Raw genomic sequence first — 16,978 nt, 5'->3', positions numbered from 1 at the left:
GCGCACTTCTCGACGTCTCCCCATCCTGCCAGGCGGCACCGACACGTATGTCCGTCGGTGCGGAATTCTTCGTACCGCATAGTGCCCGCGGGATCACCTTGAGTGCCCGACTGGAAGACGGGCACCCGCGCGGACCGGCTACAGGTGCAGTCCGACGTGGTTCACGATGAAGCGCTTCCCCTCAAAGTCGAGGGCGAAGTAGATCCGTCCGACCTCGTTGGGGGAAACGGCGTCCCGGACCTTGATGTGCGGCAGTCCGTCCCAACGCTCCCCGTCGAACATGAAGTAGCGCTTGTCCTTGTCCTTGCTGAGCTTCTCGTCGCTGGGCGCGAACTTCAGCCCGTGGTTGTCGTAGAACCATTGGACCAGCCTGGGTATCTTGCCGGACTTGGTGTACAGGTCCATCGCGGCCTGCGCGAGAGCGACCAACCGGTCGGTCATCTCTTGGGGGTATGGGTATCGGGAGTCCTTCCAAACGCGCGCCGCTCTCGGCGTGAATGCGATGCGCTGCTCCGACGTCTCAGTGAGGGCTTGGAACGTGGGCAGGGCGTCCGTCGCCCCCAGGACCGGGATCTCGCTCCAGACGTCGAGCGCAGCCGTCTGGCCACTCCCGCCTTTCGGCAGATCCAGGTACTGGTTCTTCCAGTAGTCCCGCTCCTGGCGCAGCACTTCGGCGTCGGCGGCCTCGGACCGCGCCTTGTCACGCTCCTCCATGCAGCTCTGCGCCATGTCCTCCCAGGACTTGGCCTCCTCTTCGAGCTGCCGCATCCGGTCGTTCAGCGCTTTGAGCTCGCCGGCCTTGTCTCCGGCGGCCTGCGCGCGGGACAACTGCTCCGCCGCCCTGCGCGCCCCTGCCCGGTACGAAGCCTGCCGCGCCCGCTCCCACGCAATATCCCTGCCTCGGGCGATGACGGAGAGGTGACCGAGCGACGGCATCAGCTGTGTTTCCACGAAGGACGGCCGGCACACCTCCTCACGCGAGTAGGCGGGATGCTCCAGGTCGAGATGGGGCCAGACCAGCCGGGCACCACCACTGGGGACGGCCACCTGCTCGTGGACCCGGCGGACCGCTTGCGCAGTCAGGTAGTTCAGGGTCACCACTTGGGCGAGCCCGGCGAGCTGGCCCGAGGCATCGGCCGCCATGTTCCATGCCGCTTGGTCCCTGGGCTGCACCAGGAGGATGGGCAAGCGCGTACTCAGGGCGAGGGAGTCGAGGAGTACGGCCGCGCTTCCCTCGTCCCGGATCCTCTCGTACCGCCCGGTGGCGACCTGATTCAGCACCCGTACCTCGAGTTCCCCGTCCTTCAGCACCTCCCGTAGCAGGTTAGGGCGCCTGAGCCGCGGATCCCGCACCGGGGCGATCCAGCCGTCGGGGATCTCCCTGCCCATGACGACCCTGAGTCCGCCACCGCCTTCCTCCGACTGGGAGACTGTGATCCCCGTGACGAACTGGGCCGGGCCGTCGAACAGCGGCTGGTGGATGGTCACGCGCAGGGCGCGAGTGCGCTCGTCCCCCGCAACCATCCAGCTCGCCGTGCGGTCGCCATGGCCGGGGATCTTCCCTGGGAGCACCGCTCGACCATCCTGGTCGAAGTCGGTCTCGGACGGCGCCGGTACACGGCCGCGGGCGCTGAGCCAGTCGGCGAGATGGCGGCGGAGACGTTCGTAGACATGGTCCAGCTTTTCTTGGGCGGACTGGACGTCGAAACTGACGGCATACAGCGCCTGCACGGTGGCCCCTCTCCCCGGATGCCCTGTGCAGCGGACCGCGTCCCCCACCGAACGCGGTCAGGGCACCGCTCGGAGAGCCACCGTAATACTGCCCCGCCGAAGTCCCCAATGCCCTGAGCACGCTCAGGTCCGGGCTGCTCAAGCGAATGAATGCCGTGTGTTTGGATTCAGAGGCGCTGGGGTTGTCAGGCTCGGGGAACCGTCGCGCACTCGGCCCATACCGTCTTGCCGGGGCCGGGGCGGTCGCAGATACCCCAGGCGACGACGAAGGCATCAACAAGGACCAGGCCGCGGCCGCCGTCCTCGTCCGAGTCGGGAGCCTTACGCGTCGGCATGGCGGGGTGGGTGTCGGCCACCTCGATCCGGACAGTGCCCCGACCGGCGTCGTAGGACAGTGACAGGGCGAAGTCCCGTCCCGGGACCCGGCCGTGGAGGACCGCGTTCGCGGCGAGTTCGGCGACGACGAGGATGACGGTGTCGTGTGCCTCGGTGCCATGCGGGTGGCCCCACTCGGTCAGTTGGTGGGCGGCGAGCAGCCGGGCGAGGCGCGCACCGCGGCGGGTCGCGGAGAAGCACTGCGTAAACGTCGCGGCCGGGGCGGAGCTTTGTGTACGTGGGGCTGACATGCCGGCCACCCTGCCGGGAGGTGAGGAGCCGTCGGCAGGTCCGGCACCGACACAGATCACGCTGTACTGGTTCACTCGCTGGACTGGGTCGATCGCTATACGTGACGATGGGTGTGCCGAGCGTGGCGCAGCACGCTCGGCACACGGTACGGAGGGTGCTCGGGCCCGGCATGGACACGGCCCGACGGCACGTGGGCACAGGGGAAGGCGGCTGCGATGGCGGTGGACAACGGTGGCGGGGTGGGTGGAAGCGCCGGGCAGGGTGGCGGGGGCGGAAACTGCGAGCCAGAGCTCTCGGACAGCCTGAAGACGTTCGGCGCGGTACTCAAGGCCCTGCGGGAGGAAGCCCGCCTGACGCAGGGGCAGTTCGCGCCGCTGGTGCGGTACTCGGTCGCTTACATCGCCAAGATCGAACAGGGCAAGCGGTTCCCACCACGGGACCTGCTGGACCGGTCGGAGGAGGCGCTGGGGGCGACTGCGGCGCGGGTTCTGCAGGCGGCGGCACGAAGCCTGACACGGAAGGCGGGGTTGGCCTCGTGGTTCCGGCAGTGGGCGGGGGTCGAGGAGGAGGCGATCTCGCTGTATGCGTACGAGTGCCGGGCTATTCCAGGGTTGTTGCAGCCTGAGTCGTACATCAGGGCTGTCTTCGACCGCAGGCTGCCACCTGTCACGGAGGAGCAGCTCGATCGTGAAGTTGCCGCTCGACTCGATCGCCAGCAGATCATCATGAATAGGCCCAACACTGCATTCAGCTTCGTCATCGAACAGGCCGTACTAGAACGAGGTCTCGAGGGAAGCCAGGTAACGAAAGCCGTCATCGAACACCTGCTGAGCATGGGTCGTGTGCGCAACGTCGAAATCCAGATCATGCCGCTTCACCAAGAAGATCACTGTGGAGTCGATGGCCACATGTACTTGGCCGAGACACCTGACCATCGCTGGCTGGGCTACACCGAAGGCCAGCGGTCGAGCAACCTGATCACCGCGCCCAGGGACGTGAGTGTTCTGCTCCAACGCTATGGCAAGCTGCGTGCGCAGGCCCATGATTGCAGGGCCACAGTGAGCCTGCTGGAAAAGATGCGAGGAGCGCGATGAGCACCACTCAACAGGGTTGGTTCAAGAGCAGCTACAGCGGAAGCGAGGGCGACAACTGCATCGAGGTCGCCGTGCGCACCCAGGCCGTTCTCGTCCGAGACTCGAAGGATACGGACAGGCAGTCACTGGCCGTGTCCCGCGATGCCTGGTCGGCGTTTGCGGCCCTGGCGGCCGACTCGCGCATCTGAATCCGGTGGGGCAGCGTGCGTCGCTGCCCCACCGACCTCAACATCTAATCGACGTCCAGAGCAGGCTGCTTCGCTGCTGCCTTACGGCCACGCGTCTTCCGCACCGGACGCCAGGCCTTGAGCTCCTCCACACCGACCTGGTGCTTGCGGAGCTGGTTCTCGAACTCGGCCTCCAACTCGTCCGCCGGTACGTCGCCCCACTCGTCGTCGTACTCCCCGTGCCACTGTTTGATCCATGGCATGACCTCCTGGAGGCCGGCGAGCAACGGAACGATCCGCTCGGAACTCCAGCCATCCCGCGTGGTGCGGGCGGCCAGCAGCTCGAAGAGAGCCTGCGCCTGGTCCTTGTGGTCCCAGCCGGCCCACCCAAGCATCAGCGTCGAGTCGCTGTCGGGCCCAGCTTCGGGGTAGGAGATGAACCGCTCCTTAGGCACGTCGAGCTTGCCGCGATTCGACCAGTAGGATGCGCGGGCGAAATCGGCGGACGTGTACTTGGGCGGCACGGGGATGTCGAGCCGTTGCCCTGTACGGTCCTCCTCGCGCTGCTGCCGCCAGACCTCCTCCCATTGCGCACGCTTGCGCAGGCCGGGGTCCTTATAACGCATCGCGGCGAGGTAGGGCACGTGTTCGTCGGCGATCACCTCGGTCAGTATCTGCGCGAGGGGAAGGTCGGGCTTGCCGAGGTGGTCGGAGGCGTAGAACGCGGCGACGGCGGTGAAGTGCTCGTCCGTACTGAGCTGATCGGCAAGGTAGTTGACGGTCATCGGGCGGGGCCGCTTGAGCCCCTCCCGGAACTCGTACCACAGCTCGGACCTCTCGCACCGATCCAGCAACCAGTTCCGCAGCGCGGCGCGCTCCTTTTTCTCCCACGGCTCGTCAGCCCAGCGCCGCTTGCACTCGGGGCGCTCGATGAGGGCGATGTCCTTGCGGGATGTGATGATGTCGATACGCGCCTGCACAATTTCGCGGTACCAGTAGGGCCAGGCAGTGGGGACCTCGGCGACAGGAGTGGAACCGTGCCGTCGGAACCACTGTTCGACGGCCTCATCCCGCTCAGCGTTGGGTGCAATGACTAGCTCGAACGCGCGTTGCCCCAACTCCACCTCTGGGCATTCAGCGAGCCGCTCTGAAGGAACGGTAGCCCTGGCCACATCTGCCGAATTAAGCAGTCCGTAAAGACCATAAACCTGCCAGTCCAACTCTTCCTGCAAAGCAATCATGTCACAACGAGTACGCTCGAATTTGGCACGCGCTTCGTTTAGCGCCTCCCTTAGAGGAACCTGCTTCGCAGCCACAGTCGAAGGCTCACACCGTGCCATCTCGCTCGCTGCCGAGTCCAGCATACGTCCAAGCTCAAGCGGCATGCGTTCAGGAAGAGGGAATTCCTGAAGCTTTGTGCCGGTGAACTCGTAAAAGCTTTCCCAGGCATACCGCCCCGTGGACCGCTCCCCTCCTCGATTCCCCTTGTCTTGACTGACCTGCTTAAGCCAGAAACAAGCAACCGAAGAGTTCAGCACTCCCAGCAACTCCAGATGTTCCCCCTCTCCCACATCATCAGGCAATCTAATAACAGGCGCAGTCCGGATAAATACTTGACCATCTCGACGAAGCGCAAAATGATTATGAGTCGACACAAAAGGAAAGCTGATCAGCCACTTAGCCCAGTACCGCAATGGGGAAAAACTTGAATACTCATACCAAGTCAACCCCTGCTCCTCTTGAGTCCCAGAAAGAGCCCTGCGTAGCTTCAGAAGGGTTCGATTTGGCCAGAGCTCTCTCAGAGCCGAGATGTCACCTTCAGCCGAACGCAAAGAATCCGAGTACGGGAAGATTGATTCCGTTCCTAGAGCGAGCCCCCAGTCCCGAACATCTCCGCCGCCAAGAATCGGTCGAACTTTATTGACCGAAATTCCCTTGCGTCGCCCGAAGCCATGACCGACCAAATAGGCCTCATCTTCCCTGGTGACAGCACAGAAGCCAATACTCTCTACCCTGTCATCGAGCCTACCCTTCCGTGCATTGTTCAAATTTTGCATCAGGGCGCCTGCTCCACCCCCGCTCAACGACCACGGGAAGTCGGCAAGTTGCGCACGCTGCAGATTTTCAACACTCACCCATTCCGAGCCCTCGCCCGGCCAGCGAACTAGCTCGACAATGGATTTCCAGACTTCCCCTTGAGAGGCAATTTCTGGTTCCTGCGACTCACCCCGCAGCCCTAGAACCGCTCGCACAGAATTCTTCTCACTCGGCACTCGATTACGCCCCACGAGAATCACCGTCGGAGTACCGTGCCCAGGAATATAAGCACCCGAGGTGTCGATCACATGCGACAGCTCGACGCGCTCCCAAAAGACCGTCTCGATCAGCTTCTTTCCGAACTCGCGCTTCATGAAGGAGTTGGCGGTAATCTGCCCCACGAAGCCACCTCCGCCAACAGCCCCCCCAGCCCCCTTGATCGCCAAATCAAAGAGCCGCTGCGCGAAGGGTACCGAAAGCGCGTACTGGCCGACACTGGCGTCGTAACCCTTCTTGTAATTCTCCTTCTCCTGCTTATCCTTAACCGTGATGTAAGGCGGATTTCCCACCACCACGTGATAAGATCCACGCCCCAGCAGATCAACCCGCTTCGCGTACTCCCACACATCCTCCGTCGAGTACGCGAACGCCCCCTCCTCGCGCCCGATCTGCGCCTCAGCGAACAACGTATCCAGGTCGGTCTGAATACCCGCCGCGTCCCGCCCGTGCAGCAGCGAATCCCCTACCGCCACGTTGATCGGGAACGGCGGCGCGCCCTTCAGCCGCCGCGCCCCCGCCGCCTGCATGGCGGCCACCAGCAGCCGGAAGCGGGCAATGCTCACCGCGTACGGGTTCTTGTCGCAACCGTGCACCGACTCCAGGGACCGGCGCACCAGCGTCCACACATCCGTGCCCGGCTCGGCGGCACGCCACTTGTCCATCAGCCGGTGAAAAATGCCCAGCAGGAAGTGCCCGGACCCGCAGGCCGGGTCGATGGTGCGCAGGCCCCGCCGTTCCTCACCGTCCGGGCCCTCCCACACCGGGTTCAGGCCGAACGCGTCCGTCGAGACCGCCGGTTCCAGCGTGAGGTCGAGGATGAACTCCTCGACGAACTGCGGTGTTTGGAGCAGCGCGTACGTCTTGCGGGCGTGTTCGCTGAGGTGCTGGTACAGGTCCCCAAGGAAGCGGGTGTCCCACTGGGGATCGGTGAAGTCGTAGCGGATATCGCCCTCGGCGCCCCAGCGCCGCCAGAACGACAGCAGCTCGGTCGCCGCCTCGTAGCTGGGCTCGATGTCCCACAGCGGGTTGTGGGCTTTGTCGAAGAGGCCGGCCGCCGTGTCGTTCGCCTCGCGGATGGCGTCGAACGCGGCGAACAGCCAGTCACGGTTGTTCTTGGTCGGGTTCTCACGGAAGAACGCCTCGTGCCGGGCCTCGGCCTCCGCGAGCCGCTCTCCCGGGCCAGCGATGAACGGCTCGTCGATGAGGCCGTTGTCCTCGCAGAAGCGGACGAAGACGCAGGCCAGCACCCAGGCCGCGGCGGACTGGGTGACCCGTTCGTCGCACCAGGCCCCATACGTCGCTGCCGTGCGCCGGGCCTCCCGGGCGTGCTGGTACTCGGTCTCCAGGCGGACCCGGATCTCCTCCACGGACTCGGTACGCGCCCTCAGGTCGTCCTCCAGGGCCGTGACCTGCCGCTTCAGGTCCTTGAGCAGAGCCTCTGGGTCCACACCAGCCTTGACGTCCGTCACGTTCCGCTTCCTTCTCGATGCACTGCGTGCGCTGCGGTCCACCGCGGTCCCTTGCGCCAGGGCACCAATCCTGCCAGGTGGCGGAGGGCGGGCGGAGGCCACCCGGCATACCGAAACCGCTCCATTTCCTGCGATCACGCCGTTAAAGTGATCGTCGTGACGGCTCCCACCACTCCGAGTGTGCCGCCGCCGGCGTTCAGGGCGGCGAGCAGGCACCACTACGACACCGCGCAGCTGGCCGCCGGGAAACGGTTACGGATATCCGCCGACCACCTCGCAGGACTGGCCGCCGAGTGTGCGATCAAGGCCATCCTGCTCGACTACCTCGGGTCCGCCCTGACCGGCAAGGGGCGCCCCTTCCACCCGGACCTGAAGCATGAGGCGAAGGAACGGATGGAGCGCGAGGGGCTAAACAACCTCCCGCAGCAGGACTACATGCACGGTCACTTGCCTTGGCTGTGGGGCCAGTTGTGCGCCATCGCCGGGCGGCGGAGGGGCCGCGAGGTGGGTCCGCTGTTCACCCAGCTCATCGCCTCCAACCCGTTCCACGGGTGGGCCGTCGAGGGGCGGTACTGCGACGAGACGTCCATCACCGAGGCCGACCTCGCCTGCCATCTGCAAGCCGCATACGACCTCATCGCCGCTCACGAGCAGGCCCGCACGCTAGGAACCGGCACCCTCGCATGACTGCTGAACCCACTCGTTTCGACGAGGCCTGGCAAATCGCGTTCGACCATGCGGCACGAGCCGCCGAGGGCGGCCGGGACGTCGTCCTCGCACGTGACCTGCTGGGCCGGGTGTCCCTCCTCATCGACGATCGCGACGACCGGATGACGCCCGACGCTGCCGAACTGACGGCGCTGAGGGAGGAGTTCGCTGCGGCGACCCATCCGTTCACCGGAATCGACCCGGTGCAGGTCGCCAGTGTCCTCTTCGCCCCCGAGCTGTTCTTCGACGTGCCGGAACTGACCGAGGTCACACCGCGGACGGACGGCGCCGGCAGGGTGGCCGTCCTCGAACGCACCGTCGTCGGCACGGACTGGCTGCAGGACACCGCACCGAACGGCGTGGACGCCGAGGAGACGGTCGGGACCCGGCAGGACCGCCGCGTCGCCCTGTACGGGTTCAAGGGCGGTGTCGGCCGGTCCACCGCCACCACAGTGCTGGCCCGTCATCTGGCGGACCGGGGCCGCTGCGTCCTCGTCGTCGACCTCGACCTGGAGTCGCCCGGCGTCTCCAACCTGCTCGCCGATCCGGCAGGAATGCCCCGGCACGGCATCGTCGACCACCTCGTGGAGTCGGCCGTCGGCAACGCCGACGGCCTAGAGCTCGTCACCCGCACCTCGGTCCTCCCCTACAGCGGCAACGGCGAAGTGTGGCTGGCACCCGCCGGAGGTCTGCCCTTGGAGGGCAAGCCGTACGATTACCTCGCCAAGCTGAACCGCATCTACAGCGACCTCCCCCCGTCCGAACCTGGCGGCGCCCCGCGCCCGTTCGCCGTACGTCTGGAGGACGCCATCGCCGCCTGCGAGGACCAGGTCGCCGAGCTGTCGCGCAAGCCCGACATCGTGCTGCTCGACAGCCGCGCCGGCATCCACGACATCGCGGCGGTCGTGCTGACCCGGCTCAGCGGGCTCGCCCTGCTCTTCGCCGTGGACAACCCCTCCACCTGGGAGGGGTACCGGATGCTGTTGTCCGAGTGGCAGCGGCGCCCGGACCGCGCGCGCGAACTACGCGAGCGGATCCGGATCGTGGCCGCGATGTTCCACTCCGCCGGGGACATAGGGCGGCTGAGCACGCTACGCAAGCACGCGCACGAGATGTTCACGGAGACGCTGTACAACCTTCCGGACGACGGAAACGACGCCGAGCCCTTCCTCGCCCCGGACTGGCAGGAGGACGACAGGCCGTACGCCCCGATCCCCATCCTGTTCGGCAACGACCTGGTGGGGCTCGACCCGCTGCGCAGCAGGGCGTGGCCCGAGCTGCCGTTCGTGGAAGCCGCGTACCGGACGTTCGTGAACTCCGTCGAGCGTCTTCTGCCGCCCCCGCACCAGGAGGAGACGGCATGAGCGAGCCGACCGTCCACGACTACCGGACGCTGCTGACCCAGGCACTCGGGGCGCCGACCGACGCCGACACCGAGGCGCCGGACTTCCACACCCTATTCACGCCCTCGTCGCACCGCCTCGCCCTGGACCCGGACGTCACCGTCGTGCGGGGGTTCCGCGGCACCGGAAAGACCTACTGGGCCAAGGCACTCACCGACCCGGAGCTGCGCGGGGTCGCCGCCGACGCGTACATGATGCCGCGGTTGCGCCGCATCGAGGTACGGACGGGGTTCGGGACGGACCGGAGCAACAGTCCGGCGTTCCCCGACACGCGCACCATCCGCGGTCTCGTTGACGCCGGTGTCCGCCCCGACGAACTGTGGCCCGCCGTCGTGCTGAACGTCCTCGGCACACCCGCGGTACGGCAGCTCCCCAACTGGACTGAGCGTGTCCGCTGGACCAAGAAGAACTTTGAGGCGTACGGCGACGCGCTGCAACAAGCCGACCAGGAGACACGTCGCCGGAAGGAGACCCTGGTCCTGCTCTTCGACGGGCTGGAGCACCTGCACCCCGACCGCGGGCAGGCCGACCTCCTACTGTCCGGTCTTTTCCAGACGGCGCTAGAGCTGCGGCTCACCACCGGGACCCTGCGCGCCAAAATCTTCGTCCGTCCCGACATGTACGACAGCGCGCCCAAGATGTTCGCGGACGCCTCCAAGCTCGGCGCCAACGCGACCGACCTCATCTGGAGCCGTGAGAACCTCTACGGGCTCCTCTTCCACAAACTGGGCAACCACGACGGTCCGGAAGCGAAGAAGTTCCGTGAGGCGACCGGGGACTGGCGTGCGGAGGGCGACGGACGGTACCTGCCCCCCGTGGCCCTCCTCGCCGACCAGGAGCAGCAGGAGAAGGTCTTCATCACCCTGGCGGGCCCCTTCATGGGCAAGGACCGCCGCAAGGGCCACACCTACACCTGGGTACCGAACCACCTGCAGGACGGCAAGGGCCAGGTGAGCCCGCGCACCTGGCTCTCCACGCTGGGCAAGGCCGCACGCATCACCAGCGAGCGGTTCGCCGGTCACCCCGTCCCCCTGCACTACGACGCCATCCTCGAAAGCCTCAGCACCGCCTCGTCGGTTCGCATGGCCGAGCTCAAGGACGATCTCGGGTGGGCCGCACTCGCCCTCGAACAACTTGAGGGCGCACAGGTCCCGATGGAGGCGTCTCAGATGCACCACGCATGGCGTCTTGGATCGCTCGCTTCAAAGGTGCGTGCGCTGTTGGAAAGCGAGAAAGGCGGCAGCGGTCCACGCGACCTCGACAATCCCGTCGCGCTGCTCGAAGAACTCAAGGATCTCGGCGTCGTGACCAAGCGCGGCTCAGACACCATCGACCTGCCGGACATCTACCGCCTCGCCTTCGACATCAGCCGCCGGGGCGGCGTCCCCCGGATGCCCGTCTGAGTGGAGCCGCAACCGCTCCCGGGGAGCGCCCTTCGCTCAGCGTGCCTGTCGGCGTTGCGCGTTCCGCTCCGCCTGCGGCGGCTCCTCCCCTCTCAGCGTGGCAAACACGAGGTTGCGCTGTCCGCTGAAGCTGCGGATGACCTGCTGGCGGACGAGGTCGGTACTCGTGCCGGTGGTGCCGATCTGGCCCGTCTCCACCAAGCGCGCGAACAACGTGTTGTCCAGATAGCCCGGGACGTTCTTGTAGCCGAACCGGACAGCGCCGCCTCGGCCGTCTTTCAGGCGACTGTCGTCGCACAGCGACTCGAACTGCCGGCGGGAGAAATACATCCCGTGGATCATCTCCGTCGTGTGCGGCAGCACGGACCGCGGATGACAGAGCTTGATCCAACTCGGGCTGGGGTCCAACCTCTGCTCGTCGGCCAGACCGGCGTGCCTCTCCGCGTACCGGTCCAGGCTCCTCATCCGCACCAGTTCCTTAGCGAGGTTCCGGTCGCTGTTCGGGTAGTAGAAGCCGCCTCGCTCGGCGTCGAGCTTCTTGTATTGCACGAGGACGAGGCTGTGGCGCGTGACGTTGTAGAAGATGATGTCGCAGCCGAGGGCCTGCTCCGCCGGGGTGCGGTTGGCGTTCGCAACCAGCAGCGTGCGGCCGTGTTCACGGAACTCACGCCAGGCCACATGGTTCGTCGCCTCGCTGAGCCACCCGAGCATCGCACGGGTGTCATGCGTGACGAGATGGTCCTCGAGTGCCGGCTGGTCGCTCAGCGCCTCGGAACGGACGGGAGGGTCCTGCGGATCCAACTCCATTGCGTCGAGCAGCTGGTCAGGATGGCGGGCTCCACCCACGAGGTCGAGGAACAACGGGGGCACCGTGTCGTCGTACAGCTCCTCGGCGGGCGGGTCCCATTCAGCCAGGCGAGGAGCCTGCATACCTGCCATGCGCGTCACGGCGAGGGTGGCGTCCCGCTGCAGGGCCACCTCCTGTGCGGCACGTGAATTCCCGAAGTTCCAGGGTTCGGTGGCTCCCTCGATCACCTTTACCGCTTCGGTGAGTTCGGGCCGGAGTTCCAGCAGCAGGGCACGTATCGCCTCGCCCGTGCCCTTGGTCTGCTGGCCCTCCTCGATCAGATGGCGCCGCTGTATAGCGGTGAGTCCGTCGAGGAGTCCATCGAGGGCGAGGGGCCTGCGCAGTGGACGCACGTGGGTGATGCGCAGCTGCTGCTCCTGGTCCTTCGCGCCTCGCCGACGAACGGACTTTCCCACACGGGTGATCTCGAAGCGCCCGTACCGGTCCATGGAAGCGATCAGGAGCAGGTGGCTTCCCTTGGACCACTGGTCACGCCGACGCGTGACCGTCCACTCCCAGTCGTGCCGCCGAGCTTGATGAAGCTGCTCGAGCTGCCTGAGGAAATCGATCTCGTAATCACGGCACTTGATGATCGCCACCATGAGCGTATTCTTGCCGGTCCCTCTGACAGATGAGGCTCTTTTCCCCTCCTACACAGGCTGCTTGAGGAACCCTCCGGCCAGGTAGGTCACCTCCCCGTCATTGCGCAGTGCCTGGACCGTCTGTCCATCCAGATGCGGGTCCTGGATGCTGGATTCCATCGGGCACAGGAGCCACAGGCCGTGCGGCCCCTCCGACGGCCGGCGGGCGGCTGCCTGAAGGGTGACCAGGAACGTACGGCCGCCCTCGTCCCAGTACCGGGCGATCAGACCCGCGTCATGGAGGAAGAGCACCGTGCGCGGCTCGGCGGACCGGGCGGCGAGGTCGTCGGCGACCCGCTGCCACACGACGCGGACGAACGTGGCGAGGCCCGGCTTCACCCGGCCCGGCGCGGAGGCCGCGTCGGCGCGCAGGACCGTCCGCCAGTCCTGGCCCTTCTCCTCAACTAGCTGCCTGAACTCCCGCAGGAACAGCGCCCCGAGGTCCACAGGCACCACCGGGAAGCGGGCGGCGATCATCTCGGCCGTGCCCTGCAGGCGGGCGGCCTTGACCGTCAGGGCGAGGAAGCCTCCGCGGCGGACGCTCTCGGCGAGGTGCTCGCGCAGCTCACCGTGCGGGTCCTCGGGCTCGCGGCGCACCACGGACCGGACTGGAGGCAGCATGCTGGTGACCGAGCCCGTGGAGGACCAGGGGCCGGTCGACCGCGGCAGCGGGGGGAGGAAACGTCCGGCCTCGTCGTCGTGCCGCAGGTCGAAACGAGCCGCCTGGAGCGCGTCCTCCAGCACCACGGGGGTCGGCTCGCGGCCGTCCGCCAGGACGTCCAGGTCGGGGAATCGGGCCCGTACCCGGGCGACGAGTTCGGCCGCGGTGATCCCCCGGTCCGGCCGCACACCCGCGCCGGCCTGCGAGATGCGCAGCGCGCGTTCCAAGCTCAGGTCACGCCGGTACAGCTCGAGGCGGGGGGTGTGGCGCACCACGGACGATGCCACGGCGGCGGCCAGCTGCACCAGACGGGTGTCGGCGAGCGGCGCGAAGCCCTCCGGGACGGGCACCGCGCGCAGCTCCCGCACCACTTCGGCGCGTCCCGGAAGGGGCTCCCGGCCGGCGAGCTTTTCCGCGGTCGCGCCCAGCTCCGCCGCGTAGTCGGCCAGTTCGCGGGGGTTCGGGTCGTCGGTGCCGGGCAGGGACTCGGACGCCAGCAGCACCGTGTCGCCGCGCCGGTGCACGGCGAGGCGGGGTTCGTGCCCCTCCTCCTCACGGGTCTCCGCCTCGACGGCGGCCCGGACGACCGCCAGTGACCGGGCCAGCACGCGCTCGGGGGTGTCGTCCTGCGCGCCGTGCAGGGCACGCAGTTCCTGCGCGGCCTGCGAGGCGGTCATCACGCGGCCGAAGGCGGCGACGATCTCGATCAGCTCGGTGCACACCGTCTGCAACCACTCGGCCTCGGCCCACCGCTTGATCTCGGTCCGGTGGTGGCGGGAGACCGGCGGCTGCTTGATGCCCAGGTGATCGGCTATCCGCGCCTGCACGGGCCAGGCGCCGAGCGGGGATAGACCACCGTCCTCGGGCGGTAGTCCGAGGGTGAGGCATACCACGTCGGCGCGGTGCGAGCCCTTGCGGCCGGGCGGCGGAGTCAGCAGGTCAACCATGTCGTCGATCGACAGGATGCCGGTGACCCCGGCCTGCGCTTCCTCGTCCTTGGCCGGAGAGGCGGCCTTGCCCCGCAGGGCGGCCACCCACTGGTTGCGGCGGCGGTTCAGCTCCTTGCGCACCAGCGGGCCGGCGCCACGGGCCTTGGAGATCACGGACGGCTGGACGTCCAGCAGCTGGCCGACCGTGGTGCCGCCGAGACCGGCGGCGACCGTGACCGCACGCGGCGACAGGCCGGCCAGCTCCAGCTCCGTGTGGGCGTCGGCGGCCAGCGCCGCCCGGTCCCGTGCCTGCTCGGTGTCCTCCGCCTCGGTACCCACCGTGGAGGGGGTAGTCGGCGGCCGGTCCGTGTCGGCATCCCGGAACACCTTCTGCCAGGCGTCCTTCATCTGCCGCAGCGTGTCGAAACGGTGCTCGATGTCACGGTGCAGAGCGCGCCGGAAGAAGGCGGTCAGGCCGGACTGCAGAGGCCGGTAGAACAGCTCACTGGCGATGTACAGCTCGGCGGACTCGTTGGTGAGCGGGTCGATGCGGCCGTCGCCCCACAGCGGCCGCTCGCCGCTCGCCATCTCGTGCAGGGTGACAGCCGCGGCGTAGCGTTCGGCGTGGTCGTCGAAGTGTGGGCGGCGCACGGACCCGAGGAACGGATCGAGATAGCCGCGGGTGCCGGCCTTCACGTCACGGTCGGAGGCGTCCGTCAGCGAGAAGTCGAACAGCTTGAGCTGCCAGGTAAAGTCCTTGCGACGCTGGATGCCGAGGTTGTCCGGCTTGATGTCGCGGTGCCGGACGCCGTGCGCGGCGAGCTGGTCGAGGGCGAGAAACAGGTCCTCGCCGAAGCACTCCAGTTCGTCGTAGCTGAGCTGTCCCTTGCCGCGCAGCCGGGCACCGAGGGACTGCTCACCTGCGTACTCCAGCTGCAGGACCGTACGGGAACCGATCTCGCGCAGGCCGTCCCCGCGCAGCTGGACGACGGCGCCTCCGCCGACCAGTTTCAGAGCGCGTTCCTCCGCGCGCAGCCGGTCGGCCTTCTGCTCGTCGAGGGCCACCTTGAAGACGCGTTCCTCGATGCGGATCGTGCCGTCGTCGTCCTCCACTGCGCGCTCTACGAGCAGGGCGCGGGCCGTGGCCCCCGTGCCGAGGACCCGGCGTACCGACCATTCCTCGTCCAGGGCCTGGCCGGGCAGTGCCTCCAGCGGGTCGACGGTCGGCGCCGCCACGGAGTCGGGCGCGGCACCGGCCCGTTCCGCCTCGTCGAGGAGGTCCAGGAACTCCTCCGCGGAACTGAGCCGGTCGTTGACGTCGGGGCGGGTGGCTTTGAAAACCAGGGCATCGAGCGCGTCGGAGACGCCGTCGGCGACCGCGAACAAGTGCAGCCCCGACTCGGTGCGCAGCCGTTCCTTGAGGACGCTGCGCTGCGGGGCCGGGGGCTTGCCGGTCAGGATCAGGTAGGAGACGGCGCCCAGGCCGAAGATGTCCAGGTCCCCGGGGTCCGGGAAGGGCTGGTCCGTCTCGGGCGCGAGGTAGACGTGGGCGGCGTCCTCGATCAGCGCCGCGTCCAGCGCGGAGCCGCCGATGGACCGGAAGAAGGTGGCGTTGCTGTCGAAGTCGCGGGCCGCGGTCTGCCAGTCGGTGATGCGCAGCTCGGGGTGCGCGCCCTCGCCCCGGAAGGACACGTAGACGGAGCGGGCCGCCAGCGCGCGGTGATACAGCGAGCGGCTGTGGGCGTACCGGACGGCCTCGGCGAGCTGGCGTACGAGGTCCAGGCGGATCTCGGGGGTGAGCTTGTCGCCGTAGGTGTCCAGGTACTGGTCCAGGCGCAGATCTGTGTGACGGTGGCGGAAGAGGATCGCCGGCCCGCCCTCGTGGTCGCGCAGCTCCATGGCGTCGGCGATGCCGCGGTGCGTGATGCCCTGGAGGACCTGGTACTCGCGGCGGGCCGCGCGCTCCGTCTTCTTGCGGTCCGCTTCCGTCGCACCCTGGCTGACCAGGTAGATGCGCACCCGGCCCTCTTCCTGGGCGAGACCGTCGTCCCGCTTGGCGAGGCGGTCCTCCCACGACGCACCCGCGTCGAGGGGGTGCGGCTCCATCTTCCAGGCGTCACCGAAACGCAGATGACCGGTCGACTGCCGGATGCCGATGGCCTTGAGCAGCTGCGGCAGCCGGTGCCGGGAGAACTCCTCCGTGACACGCCGCTCGGGACGCTCGGGGGGCAGTCCGAGGAAGTCCTGCCAGATACGGTTCAGACCGCTCGCGCCGTCGTCGCGCCCATACACGCGGATGCGCTGGACCTCGTCGAGGTGGCTGGCGAGGTCGGGGGCCGACAGGAAGACAGCCGGTTCGATGCGCGGGACCATCCGGTCGCTGCGGTAGAGCTTGCGGGCGGCCCACTGGAGCTGGCTGCGCAGTTCCTTGGACTTGAGGTCGTTGAAGTGCAGCGGGTTGTTAATGGTGCGGGTGCGGTCCTTGCCGCGGAAATTCCAGGTCGAACCGGTGTTGTGGAGCTCACCGGGGTGGCTTTTGATCTCGACGAGGAAGAGGCCGGCGGGAACGGCGATCAGCAGATCGCACTCGTTGACCCGGCCGGACTGGGCGGTGAAGGAGAAGGTCGCCCAGGCGCGGTACGGCTCGGCCGCGGGCATGAGACGCCTGATGTGGTCCAGCGCGTCCTGTTCCCAGGAGTAGGGAGAGGGACGCTCCTGGAACCACTGCTGGGCGGGCTTGACCGGTCCCGGCTTGGGCACGGCCGGACCGGGTGTCCGCCGCGGGTCCCCTCCCGTTGCTGCCACTGCGTCGGCCTCCTCACCGCTCCGTCCCTCGGGATCCGACAAATCCCTGGTGGAGCCTACCGCCATGGACTGACTGCGCGGTTTCTCGTGAGGCCGGCCACGCAACGGTGACGTCACGCCCGGAACAGTTCAAACGGGAGTCTGCTTCCACTTGCCAACAGCAGGTGCTGGCAGGCC

At 67.5% G+C, this 16,978-nt stretch carries 10 protein-coding genes; 5 read left to right on the top strand and 5 right to left on the bottom strand.

Annotation, left to right across the window (positions count from 1 at the left end):
* Positions 1 to 138 precede the first annotated feature (138 nt).
* On the bottom strand, positions 139 to 1,731 hold the full coding sequence (locus tag ACWEK3_RS27595; RefSeq protein WP_453250835.1) for a hypothetical protein: 1,593 nt from the start codon (positions 1,729 to 1,731) through the stop codon (positions 139 to 141).
* Positions 1,732 to 1,916: 185 nt separating this feature from the next.
* The gene (locus ACWEK3_RS27590; RefSeq protein WP_453250834.1) at positions 1,917 to 2,357 is read right to left on the bottom strand and encodes an ATP-binding protein; all 441 of its coding nucleotides are present in this window, start codon (positions 2,355 to 2,357) and stop codon (positions 1,917 to 1,919) included.
* A gap of 216 nt (positions 2,358 to 2,573) precedes the next feature.
* On the opposite strand from ACWEK3_RS27590, the gene ACWEK3_RS27585 reads away from it, so the two are divergent.
* Positions 2,574 to 3,452, top strand: a complete 879-nt coding sequence (locus ACWEK3_RS27585; RefSeq protein WP_453250833.1) for a helix-turn-helix domain-containing protein — start codon at positions 2,574 to 2,576, stop codon at positions 3,450 to 3,452.
* Positions 3,449 to 3,640 (top strand): DUF397 domain-containing protein, encoded by a 192-nt coding sequence (locus tag ACWEK3_RS27580; RefSeq protein WP_453250832.1) that lies wholly within the window; start codon positions 3,449 to 3,451, stop codon positions 3,638 to 3,640. The genes ACWEK3_RS27585 and ACWEK3_RS27580 overlap by 4 nt, the downstream gene beginning before the upstream one ends.
* A gap of 44 nt (positions 3,641 to 3,684) precedes the next feature.
* On the opposite strand, the gene pglX is transcribed toward ACWEK3_RS27580, so the two are convergent.
* Positions 3,685 to 7,404, bottom strand: coding sequence for a BREX-2 system adenine-specific DNA-methyltransferase PglX (gene pglX / locus ACWEK3_RS27575; protein ID WP_453250831.1), 3,720 nt, complete (start codon positions 7,402 to 7,404; stop codon positions 3,685 to 3,687).
* A 156-nt stretch (positions 7,405 to 7,560) separates the two neighbouring features.
* Between pglX and ACWEK3_RS27570 the strand changes: the two genes are divergently transcribed.
* From ACWEK3_RS27570 to ACWEK3_RS27560, 3 genes are read left to right on the top strand one after another with little or no spacing between them, the layout of a single operon-like run.
* Positions 7,561 to 8,091 carry a hypothetical protein gene (locus ACWEK3_RS27570; protein ID WP_453250830.1) on the top strand — a complete coding sequence of 177 codons (531 nt, stop codon included), beginning with the start codon at positions 7,561 to 7,563 and terminating at the stop codon, positions 8,089 to 8,091.
* Positions 8,088 to 9,476: a KGGVGR-motif variant AAA ATPase gene (locus tag ACWEK3_RS27565; protein ID WP_453250829.1), complete on the top strand. Its 1,389-nt coding sequence runs from the start codon at positions 8,088 to 8,090 to the stop codon at positions 9,474 to 9,476. Before ACWEK3_RS27570 ends, ACWEK3_RS27565 begins: the two co-directional genes overlap by 4 nt.
* Positions 9,473 to 10,918, top strand: coding sequence for a hypothetical protein (locus ACWEK3_RS27560; protein WP_453250828.1), 1,446 nt, complete (start codon positions 9,473 to 9,475; stop codon positions 10,916 to 10,918). The genes ACWEK3_RS27565 and ACWEK3_RS27560 overlap by 4 nt, the downstream gene beginning before the upstream one ends.
* A 36-nt stretch (positions 10,919 to 10,954) precedes the next feature.
* On the opposite strand, the gene ACWEK3_RS27555 is transcribed toward ACWEK3_RS27560, so the two are convergent.
* Both ACWEK3_RS27555 and pglW read right to left on the bottom strand, forming a co-directional pair.
* Positions 10,955 to 12,367: a hypothetical protein gene (locus tag ACWEK3_RS27555; RefSeq protein ID WP_453250827.1), complete on the bottom strand. Its 1,413-nt coding sequence runs from the start codon at positions 12,365 to 12,367 to the stop codon at positions 10,955 to 10,957.
* Positions 12,368 to 12,415: 48 nt separating this feature from the next.
* Complete coding sequence (gene pglW / locus ACWEK3_RS27550) at positions 12,416 to 16,801, bottom strand: BREX system serine/threonine kinase PglW (protein ID WP_453250826.1); 4,386 nt, start codon at positions 16,799 to 16,801, stop codon at positions 12,416 to 12,418.
* Positions 16,802 to 16,978: the final 177 nt, after the last annotated feature.

This window comes from Streptomyces sp. NPDC004721 (genome assembly GCF_053601495.1).
This window is presented reverse-complemented; position numbering and strand designations above follow the sequence as displayed.

Bases quoted from the DNA above. Each gene is read 5' to 3' on its own strand.
- ACWEK3_RS27590 (WP_453250834.1), bottom strand. From the start codon at position 2,357: ATGTCAGCCCCACGTACACAAAGCTCCGCCCCGGCCGCGACGTTTACG.
- ACWEK3_RS27585 (WP_453250833.1), top strand. From the start codon at position 2,574: ATGGCGGTGGACAACGGTGGCGGGGTGGGTGGAAGCGCCGGGCAGGGT.
- ACWEK3_RS27580 (WP_453250832.1), top strand. From the start codon at position 3,449: ATGAGCACCACTCAACAGGGTTGGTTCAAGAGCAGCTACAGCGGAAGC.
- ACWEK3_RS27565 (WP_453250829.1), top strand. From the start codon at position 8,088: ATGACTGCTGAACCCACTCGTTTCGACGAGGCCTGGCAAATCGCGTTC.
- ACWEK3_RS27560 (WP_453250828.1), top strand. From the start codon at position 9,473: ATGAGCGAGCCGACCGTCCACGACTACCGGACGCTGCTGACCCAGGCA.
- ACWEK3_RS27555 (WP_453250827.1), bottom strand. From the start codon at position 12,367: ATGGTGGCGATCATCAAGTGCCGTGATTACGAGATCGATTTCCTCAGG.